The organism is Kitasatospora sp. NPDC056273 (assembly GCF_042268845.1).
GTDB lineage: Bacteria > Actinomycetota > Actinomycetes > Streptomycetales > Streptomycetaceae > Kitasatospora.
Window position 1 is genome coordinate 166,386 of sequence record NZ_JBHJSJ010000004.1, and the last position, 17,538, is coordinate 183,923.

General features: G+C 72.3%; 19 protein-coding genes. 11 read left to right on the plus strand and 8 right to left on the minus strand.

The features are described 5' to 3' along the window. Positions 1 to 21: 21 nt before the first annotated feature. On the minus strand, positions 22 to 828 hold the full coding sequence (locus ACFCY1_RS05305) for an exodeoxyribonuclease III (protein WP_375873596.1): 807 nt from the start codon (positions 826 to 828) through the stop codon (positions 22 to 24). Between the two features lie 324 nt (positions 829 to 1,152). Here ACFCY1_RS05305 and ACFCY1_RS05310 point away from each other — a divergent pair, with 324 nt between their 5' ends. Together ACFCY1_RS05310 and ACFCY1_RS05315 are read left to right on the plus strand one after the other, a co-directional pair. After that, a complete protein-coding gene (locus tag ACFCY1_RS05310) occupies positions 1,153 to 1,926 on the plus strand; it encodes a GntR family transcriptional regulator (RefSeq protein WP_375873597.1) in 774 nt (257 codons plus the stop codon). Positions 1,927 to 2,117: 191 nt separating this feature from the next. Then, positions 2,118 to 2,543: a hypothetical protein gene (locus ACFCY1_RS05315; protein ID WP_375873598.1), complete on the plus strand. Its 426-nt coding sequence runs from the start codon at positions 2,118 to 2,120 to the stop codon at positions 2,541 to 2,543. A gap of 27 nt (positions 2,544 to 2,570) precedes the next feature. Here ACFCY1_RS05315 and ACFCY1_RS05320 read toward each other — a convergent pair whose 3' ends face one another. From ACFCY1_RS05320 to ACFCY1_RS05330, 3 genes are all read right to left on the minus strand, one after another. Next, positions 2,571 to 3,734, minus strand: coding sequence for an ROK family protein (locus tag ACFCY1_RS05320; protein ID WP_049649337.1), 1,164 nt, complete (start codon positions 3,732 to 3,734; stop codon positions 2,571 to 2,573). A 246-nt stretch (positions 3,735 to 3,980) separates the two neighbouring features. After that, positions 3,981 to 4,358: a hypothetical protein gene (locus ACFCY1_RS05325; RefSeq protein WP_375873599.1), complete on the minus strand. Its 378-nt coding sequence runs from the start codon at positions 4,356 to 4,358 to the stop codon at positions 3,981 to 3,983. A 38-nt stretch (positions 4,359 to 4,396) separates the two neighbouring features. Next, a complete protein-coding gene (locus ACFCY1_RS05330) occupies positions 4,397 to 5,980 on the minus strand; it encodes a hypothetical protein (RefSeq protein WP_375873600.1) in 1,584 nt (527 codons plus the stop codon). A 336-nt stretch (positions 5,981 to 6,316) separates the two neighbouring features. Here ACFCY1_RS05330 and paaK point away from each other — a divergent pair, with 336 nt between their 5' ends. From paaK to ACFCY1_RS05345, 3 genes are all read left to right on the plus strand, one after another. Next, a complete protein-coding gene (gene paaK, locus ACFCY1_RS05335; protein ID WP_375873601.1) occupies positions 6,317 to 7,666 on the plus strand; it encodes a phenylacetate--CoA ligase PaaK in 1,350 nt (449 codons plus the stop codon). Between the two features lie 83 nt (positions 7,667 to 7,749). Further along, on the plus strand, positions 7,750 to 8,469 hold the full coding sequence (locus ACFCY1_RS05340) for a methyltransferase (RefSeq protein ID WP_107086481.1): 720 nt from the start codon (positions 7,750 to 7,752) through the stop codon (positions 8,467 to 8,469). Between the two features lie 243 nt (positions 8,470 to 8,712). Further along, positions 8,713 to 10,119 (plus strand): pyridoxal phosphate-dependent aminotransferase, encoded by a 1,407-nt coding sequence (locus tag ACFCY1_RS05345; RefSeq protein ID WP_375873602.1) that lies wholly within the window; start codon positions 8,713 to 8,715, stop codon positions 10,117 to 10,119. 69 nt (positions 10,120 to 10,188) lie between these two features. On the opposite strand, the gene ACFCY1_RS05350 is transcribed toward ACFCY1_RS05345, so the two are convergent. Next, complete coding sequence (locus tag ACFCY1_RS05350; protein ID WP_375873603.1) at positions 10,189 to 11,643, minus strand: aminopeptidase P family protein; 1,455 nt, start codon at positions 11,641 to 11,643, stop codon at positions 10,189 to 10,191. A gap of 112 nt (positions 11,644 to 11,755) precedes the next feature. Between ACFCY1_RS05350 and ACFCY1_RS05355 the strand changes: the two genes are divergently transcribed. The 3 genes from ACFCY1_RS05355 to ACFCY1_RS05365 all read left to right on the plus strand — a co-directional run bounded on the left by ACFCY1_RS05355 (position 11,756) and on the right by ACFCY1_RS05365 (position 14,151). After that, on the plus strand, positions 11,756 to 12,379 hold the full coding sequence (locus ACFCY1_RS05355) for a helix-turn-helix domain-containing protein (protein WP_074003770.1): 624 nt from the start codon (positions 11,756 to 11,758) through the stop codon (positions 12,377 to 12,379). A 132-nt stretch (positions 12,380 to 12,511) separates the two neighbouring features. Beyond that, positions 12,512 to 13,150, plus strand: a complete 639-nt coding sequence (locus ACFCY1_RS05360) for a DUF6461 domain-containing protein (RefSeq protein WP_143204604.1) — start codon at positions 12,512 to 12,514, stop codon at positions 13,148 to 13,150. Between the two features lie 602 nt (positions 13,151 to 13,752). Beyond that, a complete protein-coding gene (locus tag ACFCY1_RS05365) occupies positions 13,753 to 14,151 on the plus strand; it encodes a hypothetical protein (RefSeq protein ID WP_375873604.1) in 399 nt (132 codons plus the stop codon). A 45-nt stretch (positions 14,152 to 14,196) separates the two neighbouring features. Here ACFCY1_RS05365 and ACFCY1_RS05370 read toward each other — a convergent pair whose 3' ends face one another. Next, complete coding sequence (locus ACFCY1_RS05370) at positions 14,197 to 15,237, minus strand: Scr1 family TA system antitoxin-like transcriptional regulator (protein WP_375873605.1); 1,041 nt, start codon at positions 15,235 to 15,237, stop codon at positions 14,197 to 14,199. Between the two features lie 209 nt (positions 15,238 to 15,446). On the opposite strand from ACFCY1_RS05370, the gene ACFCY1_RS05375 reads away from it, so the two are divergent. Together ACFCY1_RS05375 and ACFCY1_RS05380 are read left to right on the plus strand one after the other, a co-directional pair. Next, positions 15,447 to 15,671 (plus strand): hypothetical protein, encoded by a 225-nt coding sequence (locus ACFCY1_RS05375; RefSeq protein WP_375873606.1) that lies wholly within the window; start codon positions 15,447 to 15,449, stop codon positions 15,669 to 15,671. Between the two features lie 8 nt (positions 15,672 to 15,679). Beyond that, positions 15,680 to 15,907: a hypothetical protein gene (locus tag ACFCY1_RS05380; protein WP_049653014.1), complete on the plus strand. Its 228-nt coding sequence runs from the start codon at positions 15,680 to 15,682 to the stop codon at positions 15,905 to 15,907. 222 nt (positions 15,908 to 16,129) lie between these two features. On the opposite strand, the gene ACFCY1_RS05385 is transcribed toward ACFCY1_RS05380, so the two are convergent. Together ACFCY1_RS05385 and ACFCY1_RS05390 are read right to left on the minus strand one after the other, a co-directional pair. Continuing rightward, on the minus strand, positions 16,130 to 16,576 hold the full coding sequence (locus tag ACFCY1_RS05385) for a hypothetical protein (protein WP_049653015.1): 447 nt from the start codon (positions 16,574 to 16,576) through the stop codon (positions 16,130 to 16,132). A 75-nt stretch (positions 16,577 to 16,651) separates the two neighbouring features. Further along, the gene (locus tag ACFCY1_RS05390) at positions 16,652 to 16,783 is read right to left on the minus strand and encodes a hypothetical protein (RefSeq protein WP_375873607.1); all 132 of its coding nucleotides are present in this window, start codon (positions 16,781 to 16,783) and stop codon (positions 16,652 to 16,654) included. On the opposite strand from ACFCY1_RS05390, the gene ACFCY1_RS05395 reads away from it, so the two are divergent. After that, positions 16,782 to 17,495 (plus strand): HAD family hydrolase, encoded by a 714-nt coding sequence (locus ACFCY1_RS05395; protein ID WP_375873608.1) that lies wholly within the window; start codon positions 16,782 to 16,784, stop codon positions 17,493 to 17,495. The genes ACFCY1_RS05390 and ACFCY1_RS05395 overlap by 2 nt on opposite strands. Positions 17,496 to 17,538: the final 43 nt, after the last annotated feature.

A 17,538-nucleotide genomic window follows, 5' to 3' on the forward strand; every position in this document is an offset into this window, starting at 1 on the left:
TCAACTATAGGAATATGCAGGTCAGTTAACGTCGAAGTCGAACTCGGCGGTGACGGGGGCGTGGTCACTCCATCGCTCGGCATGGGAGGCGGGGCGCTCGACGTAGGCCTTGACGCAGGTGTCCGCAAGCTTCTGACTAGCCGTCAGAAGGTCAATCCTCCAGCCGGAGTCGTTGTCGAAGGCGCGGCCGCGGTAGGACCACCAGGAGTAGGGGCCGGTGCGGTCGGGGTGGAGGGCGCGGACGACGTCGACGTAGCCGGCCTCGTCGTAGACGCGGGAGAGCCAGGCGCGTTCTTCGGGGAGGAAGCCGGCGGACTTCTGGTTGGCCTTCCAGTTCTTGAGGTCCTCGGGGCGGTGGGCGATGTTCCAGTCGCCGCAGACGACGACCTCGCGGCCGTCGGCGGCGGCGCGGGCGCGCAGGGCGGTGAGGTGGAGGAGGAATTCCGCCATGAAGCGTTCCTTCTCCTCCTGGCGCTCGGTGCCGACTTCGCCGGAGGGGAGGTAGAGGCTGGCAATGGTCAGGCCGGGCAGGTCGATTTCGACGTACCTGCCCGAATTGTCGAATTCGTCCGAGCCGAATCCGATCGCCGTGCGCTGCGGCTCCACGCGGGAGAGGACGGCGACGCCGGCCCGGCCCTTGGTGGCGGCGGGGGCCCAGACGGCGTGCCAGCCGTCCAGGTCGCGCAGTTCGACGGGTAGCTGCTCGGGTTCGGAGCGCACCTCCTGGAGACAGACCACGTCCGCCTCGGTGCCGGCCAGCCATTCGACGAAGCCCTTCCTGGCCGCCGCCCGGATTCCGTTCACGTTCACACTCGTCACCACGATCACCCGAGCAGCCTACCGACTGGGCGTTCCCGGCCCGAACCGTGACGCGCGGGGTCGGGCGGGTCCCGTCGGAGGGTGTCGATGGTGGTGACAGCGGCTGACAGGAGCTGTCGTGAACGCGGCATGAAGATGTGCGGCAGTCCCATCGAGCCCCGCCATTGGTCTTGACCATCTCCGGACGGAGCACCTAGGGTCACTTACTGCAAGGACCTTTAATAAAGAAGGACGGATAAAGGCCCGCTCTCCCACCTGCCGCGACTGCGGACAGTGGGCTCGGGATCCGCCCTCCTTGTCGCAGGGCGGACAAACTCACGGGTGGAGGACGCGGTGGGGACGACAGGACAGCTTTCGGCGGTGCCGGAGCCGAAGTACTGGCACCTGCGCACGGTGCTGCTGCGGGCCATCGACTCGGAGTTCTCCACCGGTCAGGTGCTGCCCAACGAGCGCGAGCTCTCGGCCCGCTTCGGCGTCGCCCGGGCCACGCTGCGTCAGGCGCTCGACCAGCTGGAGCTGGAGGGCCGCCTGGTGCGCCGCCGGGGGATCGGCACCCTGATCGCCGCCCCGCGGGTCGGCGTCCCGGTCAACCGGCAGGAGGAGGGCTGGCCCGGCACCGCGCGCAACCAGTCCTGGCGGACGGTCGACTGCACCACCGCCCCCGCCTCCGCGCAGCTGGCGAAGGGCCTCGGCATCGCCGAGGGCGCCACCGTGCACACCGTGCGCCGGGTCCGCCTGGTGGAGGGCCGCGCGGTGGCCAGTGAGTCGCTGCACGTCCCGGCCGCGGCCCTGCCGCACCTGCCGGGCTTCCGCGCCGAGAGCGACCGCGCCCGTTCGGTGCTGCGCCAGCTGGAGCGCCTGGAGGTGGACGGCGAGTCCCGCTCGGTCGAGCTGGGTGTCGCCGAGGCCGAGCAGGCCGCCCTGCTGGAGCGCCCGCCGGGCGCGCCCGTCCTGGTCATGACCACCCAGTACGCCTCGGCCGGCCGGCTGGTGGCGCTGGCGGTGGCCACCTATCGGGCGGACACCTGCAAGCTGACCTTCGGCGAGGCCGGACTCGTCGAGGTCACCCCGGTCGGTGCGACGGCCGAGGTCCGTACCGCCTCCTGACGCACCACCCGTGAATCCCTGAACCCCTGAACCCCTGAACCATTTTCCGGAAACCCTCAGGTCGAGGCCTGGGCGCCAACTGGCGTCCGGGCCTTTGCCGTTGGGGCCCTGCCGTAAACCGGGCCGGGTCGCCTGGTAGCGTCCGCGTGGCAGTGGCACAGCCACGCAATGGGTGAGGACGGGGGCGACCGGTGAACGCGGTCCTCGCATCGTGGGCGAGGTCGGAGGTGCTGGCCTTCGACTGCCTCTTCCGGGCGGACGGCACGGCCCGGGAGGCGGAGATCGACGGGCCGGAGCACCTCCGGCTGGAGCTGGGCGGGCCGGTGGACGTGGCGGCTCTGGTGGCCGATCCGCCGTGGGACGCGGGCAGCGTCGAGGTCATCGACGAGGTCGAACTGCCGGACGGGCTGGGCTACGTGGTCCACGGTGACAGCGGCCTCGGGCACCTTGGCTTCATCGGTCGGCTCGGACCGGACCGCGGACTGCGGTGGCTCCTGACCACGTCGACCGGCAACCCGTTCGTCGGGGCGTCCGTCGACTGGCCGTTGGCGCACTTCGTCAACGACTGGGGCAGCACGCTCACCCTCGACCTGACCGACCCGGACTTCGCGCCCTGAGGTGACCCCCGCTCCTTGAGCGCGGCGTCAGGCCCGGGGCGGGTCGACGGCGAAGAGCTGCTCCTCGACGTGGTCGAGGGCGACGCGCAGGGCGCCCATCGCCACGACCTCCGAGCCGAGGGCCGCCAGGGCGACCTCGGGGGCGCGCAGGGTGAACTGGGCCAGGCGTTCGCGCAGCGGGTCGAGGACGCCGTCGAGGCCGGCCGCCCAGCCGCCGATGACCACCAGCTGGGGGTCGATGGCCAGGACGAGCGCGGCGACGCCCTGGACGAGGCGGGTGAGGAAGCGGTCCATGGCGACCTTGGCGACCTCGTCGCCCTCCCGGGCCAGCCGCAGCACGCGGGCCACGGCGGCCTCGTCCAGCGGGTTGAGGGGCTTTCCGGTGGTGGACAGCAGACGCTCGGGGGTGACCTCCTGGCCGAGCAGGTGCAGGGCGCCGATCTCGCCGGCCGCGCCGCCGAAGCCGCGGTGCAGCCGGCCGCCGATGAGGGAGCCGGCGCCCGGGCTGAGGCCGGCCATCACGAAGACGACGTCGTCGGCGCCGACCGCCGATCCCTGCCAGTGCTCGGCGATGGCGGCCAGGTTGGCGTCGTTCTCGATCAGGACCGGGCAGCGGAACGAGCGCCGCAGCTTGGCGCCGAGGTCGAGGCCGGTCCAGCCGGGCATCGCGGTGCCCAGTTGGACGGTGCCCTCGCGGTCGACGATGCCGGGGGTGCCGATGCCGACCGCCCACAGGTTGTCGCGGGAGATGCCGGCCTTGCGCAGCACCTCGGCGACGGCGGTGCGGACGGCGGCGAGCCGGTCCTCGGCGTCGAGGGTCTCGTCCACCGGCTTGAAGTGACTGCCCACCACCTCGCCGGTGAGGTCGGCGAGGATGACCCGGATGTCGTGCACGCCGATCTCGATGCCGAGGATGTGCCCGGCCTCGGCGCGGAAGCGGAACCAGCGGGCGGGGCGGCCGCGGCGGCCGGTGCCCGGCTGGCCGTCCTCCCTCGGCTGCTCGACCTCGGCGACCAGTCCGGTCTCGACCAGGCCCTCGATCACGCCCTCGACCGTCGGGCGGGAGAGCCCGGTCTCGCCGACGAGCTGAGTGAGGGTCACGGAGTGGCCGTTCCGCAGCGCCCGAAGCGTGACCGCCGCGTTGATCCGCCGCAGCAGCGAGGAGTCTCCTCCGGTGAGCCGATCCGCCAATGCGATGCCCTTCGCCGTTCGCGCGACTGCCCTGGCGCGCGGTGTCGAGTGCGCGGTGCCCACCGAATGGCCCGCGGGGGTGCGCCCCCGGAGAACGCGGCAGGGCGGCAGGGGGCCGCCTGCGCGAGGGCCGGAGGACAAGCGGAGCCTACCCGGGGACGGGCCCGGGCGGCGAGGATCTCCGCAGCTCATCCAGGCTTCGGTATCGAAATGGTACGGATCGGGTGGCGGTGCGTGATCCGGACTTCACCGCCTGGCCACGGCGGGCCGGTAGGGGAGCCGCCGGGACAGCACCGACCGGAGGGAACGTTCCGACAGCAGCGGGCCGAGGCCGCGCCGGGAGCCGGCCGACAGGACGCCGAGGGTCGAGCAGGCCGAGCCGATCGAGCCGAGGGAGAGGACGGAGCCGATCGAGCCAATGGACAGCACCGACCCGATCGAGCCGATGGACAGCACCGAGCCGATCGAGCCGAGGGAGAGGGCGGATCCGATCGAGCCGGTCGACAGCACCGACCCGATCGAGTCGATCGACCGGACGGACACGATCGAGCGGATCGAGCGGAGGGAACCGATGGAGCCGACAGACCCGCGGGCGGGCCGGGCCGGACGCGCGGAAGTGGTCATGACTTTTGAGCGTAGCCAGCCACACCCCCGCCCGCCCGTCAGTCCACCCGGGCCGCGAACAGCCGCTGCCCCAGCAGCCCCATCGGGTGTCCGTCCTCCGGCAGGGTCAGCACCGTCGGGCAGCCCGCGGCGGTGAGCGCCGCCCGCCACTGCTCGGCCGGGCGGGCGGTGAGGCCGTGGGCGTCGCCGGTGATCAGCAGGTCGAGCTGTTCGGTGGTGGGGGCGAGCAGCAGGAGCCGGCCGCCGGGGGCGAGCAGCCGGACCAGCGCCGGGACGTCCTGCACCGGTTCCACCGCCAGCCCGCCCGCGCTCGCCACCCCGCCCGCCACCCCGCCCGCGCTCGCGATGACGACGTCGTAGCGGCCGCCGTCGGGGGCCGAGTGGTGCTCGGTGTGCGGCCGGGGCCGGGTGGCGAGGGCGCGGGCGACGGCGGGCTCGCCGCCCTCCGCGTCCAGTTCGAGGACGCGCAGCGGCCCGGGCCCCTGGTGGGCCTCGGCGGTGCCGCGCACCAGCGCGCCGAGGGCGGCGCCGAGGAAGCCGCGGGAGGCGGCCCAGCGGACGGGGGAGGCGTCCGGCCGGGGGGCCTCCTGGCCGGTGATCAGCCGGGGCAGCCGCAGGGCGCCGCGCCGGACCCGGTCCAGGGCGGCGGCCGGGCCGAGCCCGTCGGCCCAGGTCTCGGCGGCGGGGCGCCAGGCCTCCCGGACCTCGGCGGCGTCCGGCCCGGGCCCGCCGCGGAAGACCGGGCCCTGGGCTCCGCCGTCCTGCCGGGTGAGCAGGCCGTGCCGGGCGAGTGCGTCCAGCCAGCGGACGACCCGGGGGCGTTGGGCGGGGGTGACCATGGCGGCGGCGAGGACCTCGGCCTCGGGGTAGCCGCGGGCGGGGTCGGTGAGCACGCCGTTCTGCTGGAGGGTGTGCAGGAGGGCGGCGAGTACGGCCCGGTCGAGCTGGGCCCCGAAGTCGTGGACCTGCTCGGCGGTGACGCCGATGCCGTACTTCCAGGCGGCGGCCGCGGCGTTGGCGGCGTCGGCGCGCAGTCGGCGGTCGGCGGCCTCGGCGTTGCTGTCCGGGGCGCGGACGTGGGCGAGGACGGCGCCGAGCGCGTCGACGGCGGCGTACACGTCCTCCTGCCGGGGTTCGGGGCCGACGTGCAGGACCAGGCGCAGCGCGGCGAGGTCGTGGGCGGCGAGGCCGGGCTGTCCGCTGAGCCGCCAGAGCAGGGCGGAGGGCAGGCTGAGGTGGGTGGCCCGGGCGGTGGCGACGGCTTCGAGCTGCTGTTCGGGCCGCTGGTCGGGGTCGCCGCAGTGGACGGTGCCGCCGGCGAGCAGGGTGGCGAGGGCGAGGTCGACGGCGAGGTCGGTGACGGGGTGCAGCACGGTGTGCCGGATCGGGGGTGCGCCGAGGACGCCGGCCCAGTAGCGCAGCCGCTGTTCGGCGGCCCGGGCGGCGGAGGGCGGCAGGGCGGCGTGCTCGGCTATGCGGCGGGCGAGGGCCTGGGGGAGTCCGCCGGGCGGGGAGACGCCGAGCAGCAGGCCGATGCCGCTGATCGCGCGCCCGTCGGCGACGACGGCGGGTCGGTCGCCGAGTTCGCGCAGCGCGCTGACCAGGGCGGGAGTCGTGGGCACGGTGATCACTCCGGGGTGCGGGACAGAAACCGCACTACTGAACCATGGGGGCGGGGCGGTGAAGGGCGGAAGCAAGTCAAACTTCTGTAATGATTTTCATATCGGCTAGCCAAGCTCTCGACACGAAGTCGCCGCGAAGCGGTCGGAACTTCACATTCCGGAAGGTCCGCGCGATCCCTTGACAGGTGGTTCGGGTACTGGATCAATGGAGCGCAGGGGAGCTGACCGAACGATCGGTTGGTGATCTCGGCCTGGGTGTCCTCGATGCGGGCGAACCTCGGCAGAGCAGCGAAATCGGCAGAGCAGCAAAACCGGCACAGCAGCGAAGGAGCGACGATGACCGGCACCGCACCCGTCCCGCGCCGTCACCTCGGGGAGCCGCTACCGCCCGAGCTCCTGGACGCCGGCGAGCGGATGGGTCCGGACGAGCTGCGCGCCCACCAGCTCACCCGGCTGCGGGCCACCCTGCGGCACGCGTACGACAACGTCGAGCTCTACCGTCGCAAGTTCGACGCGGCCCGCGTCCGCCCCGAGGACTGCCGCATCCTGGACGACCTCGCCCGTTTCCCCTTCACCACCAAGGCCGACCTGCGCGAGGGCTACCCCTTCGGCATGTTCGCCGTCCCGATGGAGCGGGTCCGCCGGATCCACGCCTCCAGCGGCACCACCGGACTGCCGACCGTGGTCGGCTACACCGACGACGACCTCTCCATGTGGGCCGACGTGGTCGCCCGCTCGATCCGCGCGGCCGGCGGCCGACCCGGCCACAAGGCGCACATCGCGTACGGCTACGGCCTGTTCACCGGCGGCCTGGGCGCGCACTACGGCGCCGAGCGGGCCGGCTGCACCGTCATCCCGGCCTCCGGTGGCATGACGGCCCGCCAGGTGCGGCTGATCCTGGACTTCGAGCCCGAGATCATCATGATCACCCCGTCCTACCTGCTGACCCTGCTCGACGAGTTCGAGCGGCAGGGCGTCGACCCGCGGAGCACCTCGCTGCGGATCGGCATCTTCGGGGCCGAGCCGTGGACGGAGGAGATGCGGCGCGAGATCGAGGAGCGGCTCGACCTGCACGCCGTCGACATCTACGGCCTCTCCGAGGTGGTCGGCCCGGGCATCGCGCAGGAGTGCGTGGAGACCAAGGACGGGCTGCACATCTGGGAGGACCACTTCTACCCGGAGGTCGTCGACCCGTTCACCGACGAGGTGCTGCCCGAGGGGGAGGGCGGCGAACTGGTCTTCACCTCGCTCACCAAGGAGGCGCTGCCGATCATCCGCTACCGCACCCGCGACCTCAGCCGACTGCTGCCCGGCACCGCGCGGCCGGCGTTCCGGCGGATGGAGAAGGTCACCGGGCGCAGCGACGACATGATCATCCTGCGCGGGGTGAACGTCTTCCCGACCCAGATCGAGGAGATCCTGCTGCGCACCCCGGGCGTCGCGCCGCACTTCCAGCTGCGGCTCGGCCGGCAGGGGCGGCTGGACACCATGACCGTCCGGGTGGAGGCCCGGCCGGAGGCCCCCGCGGAGCAGCGGGAGGCGGCGCGCGCGGAGATCGTCCGGGCGGTGAAGGACGGGGTCGGGATCACCGTCGCGGCCGAGGTGGTGGACCCGTACACGCTGGAGCGCTCGGTCGGGAAGATCAAGCGGGTGGTGGACGAGCGGGGGTTGAGCGAGAGGGGGTGAATCCGGCCGTCGGGCACACGGGTGGGGGCGTCCCGCCGGACGGGTGGCGGGGAGCACCCCCGCGCGGGCCCTATGCTGCGGACATGCCGAGTGAGCTGCGCACTCTCCGATCCGCTCTCCCGCCCGCCCTTCAGCCCGATCCTCAGTCCGATCCTCGGACCGCCGAGGACCTCGCCTTCATCCGGCGGGAGACCGAGCTGAAGCCCGTCCCCTTCGTGCCCGAGATCAGCCTCCACATGGCCGAGGACGCCATCGCCCTGTGGGAGACCACCGAGCGGGCGCGCGGGCGGGCCGGGCTGCCGCCGCCGTTCTGGGCCTTCGCCTGGGCGGGCGGGGTGGCGGTCGCCCGCTACGTGCTGGACCACCCCGAACTGGTCGACGGCCGTACGGTGTTGGACGTCGCGGCCGGCTCCGGGCTGGTCGGGGTGGCCGCCGCGCTGCGCGGGGCGACGGAGGTGCGCGCCGCCGAGATCGACGCCTACGCGGTGGCCGCGATCGGGCTGAACGCCGAGGCCAACGGGGTACGGGTGGACGGCGCCCTGGTGGACCTGGTGGACGGCGACGGCGGGCCCGCCGAGGTGGTGCTCGCGGGTGACGTCTTCTACGAACGGGCCATGGCCGCCCGCTTCCTGCCCTTCCTGGAGCGGGCCGTGGCGCGCGGCGCGACCGTCGTCGTCGGCGACCCGGGCCGCGCCTACCTGCCCCGGGACCGGTTCACCGCGGTGGCGGCGTACCAGGTGCCGGTGGTCGCGGACCTGGAGGACACCGCGGTCAAGACCACGACGGTGTGGCGACTGGGCTGACCGGCCAAGGGCAGCAGCATCACGGGCGACGGGCCGAAGCGGGTTCCCGGTCCGGACGGCGGGCCGGGGCGCGCCCGCCGTCCGGACGGCCGCCGAGCGCTGGCGGCCGGGTCCGGGGCGTGGTCGGCTGGGGCCGATGCGTGTGCGAACGGCATCGTCCGGCCGTGTCCGGCGCCGTTCGGCACCCTTCCGGCACCCTTGCTGGCGCGCTGCCGGACCCGCCCACCCGACAGGGGACCCACCATGACCATCACCGAGAACGGACTCAGGATCGCCTCGCCCCAGGCGATCGCCGACCTGCACGCCGGCCTGCCCGACTTCGAGCAGGCCCTCGCCTTCTACCACCAGCACCTGGCGCCGGACACCGCCGTCGACCTGTCCGTCGCGGAGAACGTCCTGCTCTACCACGACTCGATGCAGCGGGACGTCTTCGAGAAGATCCGGCTGATCCCCGAGCTGAACATCAAGTACATGGCCCCGGTCGGCATCCCGTGGCTGCGTCAGCAGGCGGCGGACCTGCTCACCCGGGCGTTCGGCCGCACGGTCGTGATGGAGGACGTCTTCGGCTGCGCCGGGGTCTCCTCCGCGCTGGAGTGCATCGCCTACGGGCTCATGCGGCGGCAGGGGACGGGCGGTGTGCCGCTCAAGCCCGGGGACGAGGTGCTGATCCCGGCGCCGTACTGGCAGGGCTTCAACTGGTCGTTCCAGGAACGGCCCAAGCTGAAGTGCGTCCCGGTGCACCTGCCCACCCACGGGGAGGACCGCTACCGGCTCACCCTGAACCTGATCGTGAACGCCTACGAGGCGCGGAAGGAGGCCGGGCACAACCCGCGGCTGCTGGTCCTCACCAATCCGCACAACCCGCTGGGCGTCAACTACCCGAAGGAACTGCTCGACGAGATCTACGGCTGGGCGCTCGCGCACACCGACCTCCACATCATCTCCGACGAGATCTACTGCCACTCCCAACTCGACACCGGGACGACGCCGTTCACCAGTGCGGTGGCCCTGGACGCGTACCAGGAGCACACCGACCGGGTCCACGTGGTCTGGGGCTTCGCCAAGGACTTCGGGCTGTCCGGCTTCCGCACCGGGTTCGTCGTCTCCAAGAACGAGGCCGTGCACCGCGCCATGCTCGGCAGCGACGACCCGGCCGAACAGACCCGCGCACTGCCCTGGTTCACCCCGTTCGACTCGCTGAAGACCTACGTCATCGGGGAGCTGTTCAAGGCCACCGTCGACGGGGAGCCCTACCCGGTGTACGCGATGCGCGAGTACCGCACGCTGCTGAGCGCGAGCTTCCGCAGGACCAAGGACGCCCTGGACGCCGCCGGGATCGAGTACGTCCACCAGGACGGCGACAACGCCGCGATGTTCTTCTGGCTCGACCTCACCAGGTACCTCGGCAAGCGCGCGCCCGGCGAGCACGTGAACGGGCTGCCGGCCATCGGGCCGGACGGGCTCGACCCGAACGAGGAGTGGCTGTTCCGCTACCTCGCCGCCAAGCCCACCGAGGTCTCCCTGCTACCCGGCGGGACCATGCACAACGCGGAGCCGGGCTTCTTCCGGCTCTGTTTCACCAGCCGGATGCCCGACGACGTCGAGGCCGCCGTGCGGCGGGTGGGCGTGGCGCTGCAGCAGCTGAAGTAGCCGGAGCGGCTCAGGTAGTCGTACGGCGCGAGCGGCACCGGGTGCGCCCCGGTGCCGCTCCTCCACTGCTCAGCCGCGCAGCCGGGCCAGCCAGGCCTCGACCTCGTCGGAGCGGCGCGGGAGGTCGGCGGAGAGGTTCTCGTTGCCGTCCTCGGTGACCAGGATGTCGTCCTCGATCCGCACCCCGATGCCCCGGTACTCCTCCGGCACCGTCAGGTCGTTCTCCTGGAAGTAGATGCCCGGCTCGACGGTGAGCACCATGCCCGGCTCCAGCGGGCCGTCGACGTGCTCCTCGGTGCGGGAGTGGGCGCAGTCGTGGACGTCGATGCCCAGCATGTGGCCGGTGCCCGCCAGGGTGAAGCGGCGGTGCAGGCCTAGCTCGTACACCTTGTCGGCGCTCAGGTCGCCGAACAGGCCCCAGGCGGTGAGGTGTTCGGCGAGCTCGCGCTGGGCGGCGTGGTGGAAGTCGCGGAACCGCCCGCCCGGCCGGACGGCCGCGATGCCGGCCTCCTGGGCCGCGTACACGGCGTCGTAGACCTTGCGCTGGAGCTCGGTGAAGCGGCCGCTGACCGGGAGGGTGCGGGTGACGTCGGCGGTGTAGAGGTGGTTGGTCTCCACGCCGGCGTCGAGCAGCAGGAGGTCGCCGGGGCGGGCGTGGCCGTTGTTGCGCACCCAGTGCAGGGTGGTGGCGTGCGGGCCGGCCGCCGCGATGGTGCTGTAGCCCACGCTGTTGCCCTCGACCCGGGCGCGGACGAAGAAGGTGCCCTCGATCAGCCGCTCGGCGGTCTCGGAGTCGGTGCCGAGGACGCGGACCACGTCCTCGAAGCCGCGGGCGGTGGCGGCGCAGGCGAAGCGCAGCTCCTCGATCTCGAACGCGTCCTTGACCAGGCGCAGCCCGGACAGGAAGACCTCGAACTCCTCGTCCCGCTCGGCGGTGATCCGGTCCGCGAGGGCCGCCTCGACGCCCGCGTCGTGGCGGCGCAGCACGCGCGCCGGGCCGGTGGCGGCGCGCAGGTCCGCGCGGGCGGTGCGCACGTCCCGGCAGGGCAGGCCGAACAGCCGCTCGCTCTCGGTCAGGCTGTTGCGGCGGCCGTCCCACAGCTCGCCGTGGCCGTCCAGCCAGAACTCGCCGTTGTCGGTGCGGGAGCGGTCGCGCAGGTAGAGCACGGCCTCGTGGCCGCTGTCCCCGGTCGGGGTGAGCACCAGGACGCCGTCCTCGGACTGGTCGCCGGTCAGGTAGGCGTAGTCGGAGGAGGGGCGGAACGGGTAGTCGGTGTCGTTGGCCCGCACCTTGGGGTTGCCGGCCGGGACGACCAGCAGCTCGCCGGGGAAGGCGGCGGACAGCGCGGCGCGGCGGCGGGCGGTGTGCGCGGCCTGGGGGACGGGCTCCAGGGCGGTGCGCTCGGTGTCGGCCCAGCCCTGCTTCATGCTCTCCGCGAGCTCGTCCGTGACCCCGCGGGTCAGGCCGTTCTTCCGGTACTTGATGGTCTCGGCGGGCTCGGTGGTCTCGGCGGGCTCGGTCACTGCGGTCTCCTGGTGAGGGTGAGGGCAGCGGGGTGTTTCGCTACGCTGCCCCGTCCGTCGGTGTGCGTCCCGTACGGTATATCGAACACTGCCGCAAGAGAAGAGGCCCAGCGTGAACGACGCCGAGGAATCCGTCCGGGGCGTCCTCGCCGCCAACCTGAAGCGGGTGCGGGCCCAGCGCGGACTGTCGCTGTCCGAGCTGTCCCGGCGGGCCGGGGTGGGCAAGGCGACGCTCTCCCAGCTGGAGTCCGGGGCCGGCAACCCCACCCTGGAGACGGTGCTCGGGCTGTCCCGGGTGCTCGGCGTGCCGATCTCCGACCTGGTCGAGGCCCGGCCGGCCGGCGAGGTGACGGTGGTGCGGGCGGCCGAGGCCGAGGTGCTCAGCGGGCGGGGCGTCGACCTGCGGCCGCTGCGCCGGATCGAGTCCGGGGACACCGTGTTCGAGCTCTACGACCAGGTGGTGCGCACCGGCGCCGCGCAGGAGTCCGGCGGGCACACCGGCACCGAGCACACCGTCGTCCAGGCCGGCCGGCTGGGGGTCCGGGTCGACGGCCGCGAGATCGAGTTGGGACCGGGCGACTACATCGGCTTCGACGCCGCGCTCCCGCACGCCTACACCGCGTTGGACGGCGAGCCGGTCCGCTCGGTGCTGGTGCTGCAGTACCGGGCCGAGCAGCACGGCCACCTCGCCGAGGCCTCGCCGGTCCGGCCGGCCGCGTGGGGGCTCTGGCACTGACGCTCCGGCGCTGGGGCTCCGGTATCGGACGGCCTGGCGGGCGGTTCGGTGGCCGGCTCGGCGGGCGGTTCGATGGACGGTCGGATCGTTCGGAATACCGAACGAGCGGATGGGTGCGGCAGGATGATCATCATGACGGACGCACTCACCTGGCTCGCCGAACCCGAATCGATCGCCTACGGAGGTTACAGCGTCGTGCTCGCCCGCGGCCTGGAGCCGGAGGAACTGGCGGCCCGGCTCGCCGAAGGGCTCCCGGAGCGCACGGCGCGGCCGCTCGACGAGCTCACCGCCGAGGACCTGGTGGAGGAGTACGAGCTGGAGTTCGCCGGCGGCATCGAGGACATCGCGCTGCACCACGGGCGCAGCGGCGACCTCGCCTTCGCGGTGGCGTACGGCTACTGGCAGGGGGAGCTGAGCGTCCGGCCGGAGGTCTCGCGCGGCGGCGCCGAGGTCTACCACCTGGAGTTCGAGGAGGAGAACGGCAAGCCGGTGCCGCCGTTCTTCAGCGCCCACCGGGACGGGCGGGAGGTCTGCTCCCTCAACCTCCACCTGGACCCCTCCTGGGGCCCCGGCGACGTCCAGGGCGAGCCGGCCACCGCCGCCGCCCTGACGGCCGAGCTGGCCGCCGTCGGCCTGCCCGACCACGACCGCGCGGGCGACGACCTCCACCGCACCTGCCTGGAGGTGCTCGGCCGCCATTTCGGCCTCACCCTGCCGCGTGATCTGGTGCGGGAGGCCGAGCTCCCGGCCCTCCTGCTGGAGACCGACTGACGGGGGCGGCCGGCCGAGGCTCCGGCCGGCCGCCCCCTGCCCTGACCCTGATCCCCCCGGCGGCCGCCGAGGAGGCGGCGCGCCGGGCGGGGTGGGGTGCGGGGTCAGAGCCGTTCGTCAGCCGAGCGTCAGCGACCGGGAGCGGGTCCGCCAGGCCTCGTCATCGGCGCGCTTGAAGGAGCGTGACATCGCTGATCAACTCCCCTCTCCGATGGGTGGCTTGGCGGGCTCCCGTGCTCACCTGGGTGCCTGACGCCGATTCTGTGCGAGGTCGGTGGGCGAGGAGAATCCCAGAAATCTGGGACATGTCCGTGTCACCCTTCGCCGTGAAGACCCGTTCGGGCGCGAGGGCAGTCGGCGTGCACTCCGAGGTGTGCGGCCCGAAGCCCGAGCCGGGGCGAACCGGCTCGGGCCGGGGTGAACCGGGCCGAGCCGGGCCCCGGGTGCGTCAACCCGCCGTGCGGATGTCCGCCCTGGGGCGCGAACTGCGCGGGAACGGCCCGTGAATTGTTCCCCGGTCGGGTGACGGTGCGGCCGGTCGGTGGGGCCCTGCGGGCATCATGGGCCGCGACACGGGACGTCGCGGAACAGGGAGTCGACCGATGGGTAGGCCGATGGCGGAGTTCGGTTGCGCGAAGTGCTACGGCGAGGACGAACGGGCGGTGTGGGGGCGGCAGCGGGAGGGCTTCGAGCACGAGGCGGAAGTGGTGGACGGCTCGCGCTTCGCCGTCAACCTGCGGCGCTGCCTGGGGTGTTCGCAGCGGTTCGTGTGGATCTTCACCGAGGTCGTCGACTGGATGGGCGGGGACGACGCCCAGTACGTGACGATCATGCCGGTGACCCCTGAGGAGGCCACCGGCCTGAGGAGCGGCACCCTGCGCCCCCACGCCCTCGGCGCCCTCGGCCGCGACCGCCGCCACCTGAACCACGACTGGCCCACCGGCGGCCCGGCCCGACTGCACTGGCGCTCCGGCCGCTTCCTCGTCGCCGGGGCCCGCTGAGCGGTGGTGCCGCCGCCCTGCCGAAGCGGCAGGGCGGCGAGGGAGTCAGACGCTCCCGAACTCGCCGGACTTGACGCCCGCGATGAAGGACTGCCAGGCGTCCGTACCGAAGGCGAGCTGCGGGCCGTCAGGGTCCTTGCTGTCGCGGACGGGGAGGACGCCCGGGAGGCCGGGGGCGACCTCGATGCACTGGCCGCCGCCGTCGCTGTACGAGGACTTCAACCAGGAGGCGGGCTTGACCGTCGCGATGGGGAACATGGCTTGGATCTCCTTGAGGCGGGTGCGGATGAGCGCCAGCGAGTCCGCACATGAGAGGGCTTGGGCCTGGAGCCAATCGTAAACCCTTGACAGGGAACGGATCTTGTCCTCGTCGTCTCGCTCGACGTAGCCCCGTTGGATGGTTTCGAGGTAGGCCATCCAGTCCCCGTCCGGGGAGGTCAGGAGCGTGAACGGCTTGCTCGAGGGGAGGTTCTCGCCCAGGCTGGACGGCGCGATCTGCAGCATGACGTGGGGAAGGCCGGCGACGCTCTCCAGTCGACGGAGCTGCTCGGCCATGACGAAGGGGCCGCCGACGGGCCGCAGGCAGCTCTCCTCCATGATGATGTGGACGGAGGGGGCCGGGTCCCGGTACAGCAGGGCCTGCCGCGCCATCCGGACATTCAGGCGCTCGATGGCCTTCTCCTCGGGGATGTCGCCCCGCCGGGCCGCGGCGTAGATGAGCGCGGAGGCGTAGGCCCGCGTCTGGAGCAGCCCGGGGATGACGTTCATCTCGTAGATCTTGAGGGCGGTGGCCTTGCGCTCGTGCTCGATGTAGGCGAGGAACCCGCCGATCAAGGCGCTGCTCTTGGCCGTCCAGTACAGGAGTTCAAGTGCCTGGCAGGTGTCGAGTTCCTTGTCGCACCGCCGAACGAGAGGCAGCGGCGCGGGGCGGTCGCCGTTCTCGATCATGGAGATGAGTGAATCGCTGTAGTTGGTCCGCCGCCCGAGCTGGACCTGCGTGAGCCCCCTGGCCTTGCGGAAGCGCCGGAGCTGAACGCCGATGGCCGCGTCCGGCGACGAGGTGGGGTCTACTTCCCGATGGGGCATGGTGATTACCCGATTCCACAGTGCTCGCTGTCAAAGTGAAGCTCTTCCGATGCTAGCCGTGATTGGCCACTCTTGGTGAGGGGATAGCAACAGAGAGGAACTAATCGGTGGATATGACGAACAGTCAATGCGGCGAAAGCCTCGTCCTGCGGCGGAACTTCCCGCCGTGCCGATGCGCGCAGTGCGGCGACGCCATCCCCGAAGCGCGGATGAACGCCTCCGCCATGACCCCGGCGGCGCCGCCCGTGCGACGGGTGGCGCCGCCGACCACCCCCTACCGGCCCTCGACCGTCGGCGAGCGGGTCTTCGACGTCCGCTCGGGCCGCTGGGCCGCCTTCATGGGGTGGCAGCACGGCCGCGCCTACCTCCGGCCGCTCGGCGGCGGCGTCGAGTGGGACACCGAAGCGCGCTGGCTCACCGACACCGAACAGTGAGATGCCCCATGAGCAGCATGATCGACAAGATCACGGCGGAGGACCGTCGCGCCGCGGCCGACGTCCTCGACGACCTCCAGGCCGTCCTGAACGCCGCCGACGTGAAACTCCCGTCCCTCGGCATCGACTGGCGCTCGGCCAAGGCCACCGGCGTCATCCTGATCGACCTCGGGGCCGCCCGGCCGGACGTCATCGAGCGGCTGGTCGTCGTTCTCCGCAGAGGTATGCGGCCGTAGCCGGAGCCGGCGTCATCACCGCCGGAAGCCTCGTGTTCGCGGCATCGGTCCTCCTGCTGATTCCCGAGCGCGTACCGCCGGTGGCGAGCGCCCTGGTGTTCGTCCTCGTCTTCCTCGCCGCCTCGACGGGCGCGTTCATGCTCGTGGCGGGCTGGATGAGAGTACGTGCATAGCAGCGCGGGCTTCGAGTCGTCTCGAAGCCCGCGCCGAATTCCCCGTCCCTCACGTGCCGTTGAGGGCGTAGCTGCGGAACGTGGCGAGCAGGGGCAGGACTTCGGTCTTGCTCGGGTCCTCGGTGACGGCCCGCATCGCGTCGATCACCGTGTGGGCGATGATCTTGATGACGGGGAGGTCCTCCGCCGGCGCCAGGGTGCCCCAGGCCTTGAGGGTCTGGGTGAGCAGGGCGCTCATCCGGGCACCGATGTTGGAACTGACGGCGTCGGAGATCTCCGCGATCTCCTCGTCGCTCATGGTGGCGCGCAGCCCGAACGCGAGCGCCATCAGGGTGTCCATGGCGTGCTCGCCGTACGCGGCGACCAGCGCCGGGAGCGGCCGTTCACCGGGGCCGCTCGCCGCCAGGGCGGTCAGTGCCTCGTCGTCGTCCTTGAACGCCGCCTCCAGGGCGGCCAAGGCCCGCAGGGCCTCGTCTGCGGTGAGCCCGTCTGTCATGGAAGAACGGTATTGAGCCATCCCGGCTTCCGACAGTGGCGGAAGCCGGGATCACCCCTTCGAGCGAAGCGGGCCCTATTCGGGCCGGTACGCGCCCTCGAAGTGCTCCGCATCCCAGCCGCCGCCCGACCCGGGGGCCAGCGAGGCGTACGCGAGGGTGGCGAAGTCCTCGGCGCGGCCCGCCCGTTCCGCCAGAATGATCGACATGACGATCCGTGGAGTGCTGTTCGACGTCGATGGAACCCTGTACGACTACGAGAAGGCCGAGGAGTTCGGTCTTCACGAACACCTGGTGGCCGAAGAGCTCTCCGACCGGTTCGAGTCGCCGGCGGAGGCGCTGCGTGTGTGGCGGGAAGTCAGGGAGGAGGAGTACCCGCGCTTCCTGAGCGGCGAGTTGACGTTCGCCGCCCAGAAGGCCGCACGAATACGGCGATTCCTCGCCCAGGCCGGGGTGGTCGGCGCACTTGAGGTGACGGACGAGGCGGCTACGGCGTGGTTCGCGAGCTACGCGGTACGGAGGGACGCGGTCCGGCGGGCGTTCGACGATGCTCAACCGACGCTGGGCGCGTTGGCGGGTCGTTTCCGACTCGGCGTCGTATCGAACTCGGTGACCGCGCACCAGCGCGCGAAGCTGGATGCGATCGGGCTGCTCGGCTACTTCACGGAGCCGTTGGTCTGCTCCCAGGAACACGGTGCCGCCAAGCCGGCGGCGAGCATCTTCCTGGCGGGCTGCGAGGCCCTGGGATTGGCGCCCGCCGAGGTGGCCTACGTGGGTGACGACTACGAGAAGGACGCGGTCGGAGCGCGGGACGCAGGGTTGCGGGCCATCTGGCTGGACCGCTCGGTTTCCCGAGGGCCCGGTGCCGTGGACGCAGGTATCCGGGTGATCGCCTCGTTGACGGAACTGACGGGTTTGTGATCGGGCAGGTGGCGCACTGGAGCGGCACTGGACCGACAGCCGT

Bases quoted from the DNA above. Each gene is read 5' to 3' on its own strand.
- ACFCY1_RS05370 (WP_375873605.1), bottom strand. From the start codon at position 15,237: ATGCCCCATCGGGAAGTAGACCCCACCTCGTCGCCGGACGCGGCCATC.
- ACFCY1_RS05390 (WP_375873607.1), bottom strand. From the start codon at position 16,783: ATGTCGATCATTCTGGCGGAACGGGCGGGCCGCGCCGAGGACTTCGCC.
- ACFCY1_RS05385 (WP_049653015.1), bottom strand. From the start codon at position 16,576: ATGACAGACGGGCTCACCGCAGACGAGGCCCTGCGGGCCTTGGCCGCC.
- ACFCY1_RS05375 (WP_375873606.1), top strand. From the start codon at position 15,447: ATGAACGCCTCCGCCATGACCCCGGCGGCGCCGCCCGTGCGACGGGTG.
- ACFCY1_RS05345 (WP_375873602.1), top strand. From the start codon at position 8,713: ATGACCATCACCGAGAACGGACTCAGGATCGCCTCGCCCCAGGCGATC.
- ACFCY1_RS05365 (WP_375873604.1), top strand. From the start codon at position 13,753: ATGGGTAGGCCGATGGCGGAGTTCGGTTGCGCGAAGTGCTACGGCGAG.
- ACFCY1_RS05340 (WP_107086481.1), top strand. From the start codon at position 7,750: ATGCCGAGTGAGCTGCGCACTCTCCGATCCGCTCTCCCGCCCGCCCTT.
- ACFCY1_RS05395 (WP_375873608.1), top strand. From the start codon at position 16,782: ATGACGATCCGTGGAGTGCTGTTCGACGTCGATGGAACCCTGTACGAC.
- paaK (WP_375873601.1), top strand. From the start codon at position 6,317: ATGACCGGCACCGCACCCGTCCCGCGCCGTCACCTCGGGGAGCCGCTA.
- ACFCY1_RS05360 (WP_143204604.1), top strand. From the start codon at position 12,512: ATGACGGACGCACTCACCTGGCTCGCCGAACCCGAATCGATCGCCTAC.
- ACFCY1_RS05380 (WP_049653014.1), top strand. From the start codon at position 15,680: ATGAGCAGCATGATCGACAAGATCACGGCGGAGGACCGTCGCGCCGCG.
- ACFCY1_RS05325 (WP_375873599.1), bottom strand. From the start codon at position 4,358: ATGACCACTTCCGCGCGTCCGGCCCGGCCCGCCCGCGGGTCTGTCGGC.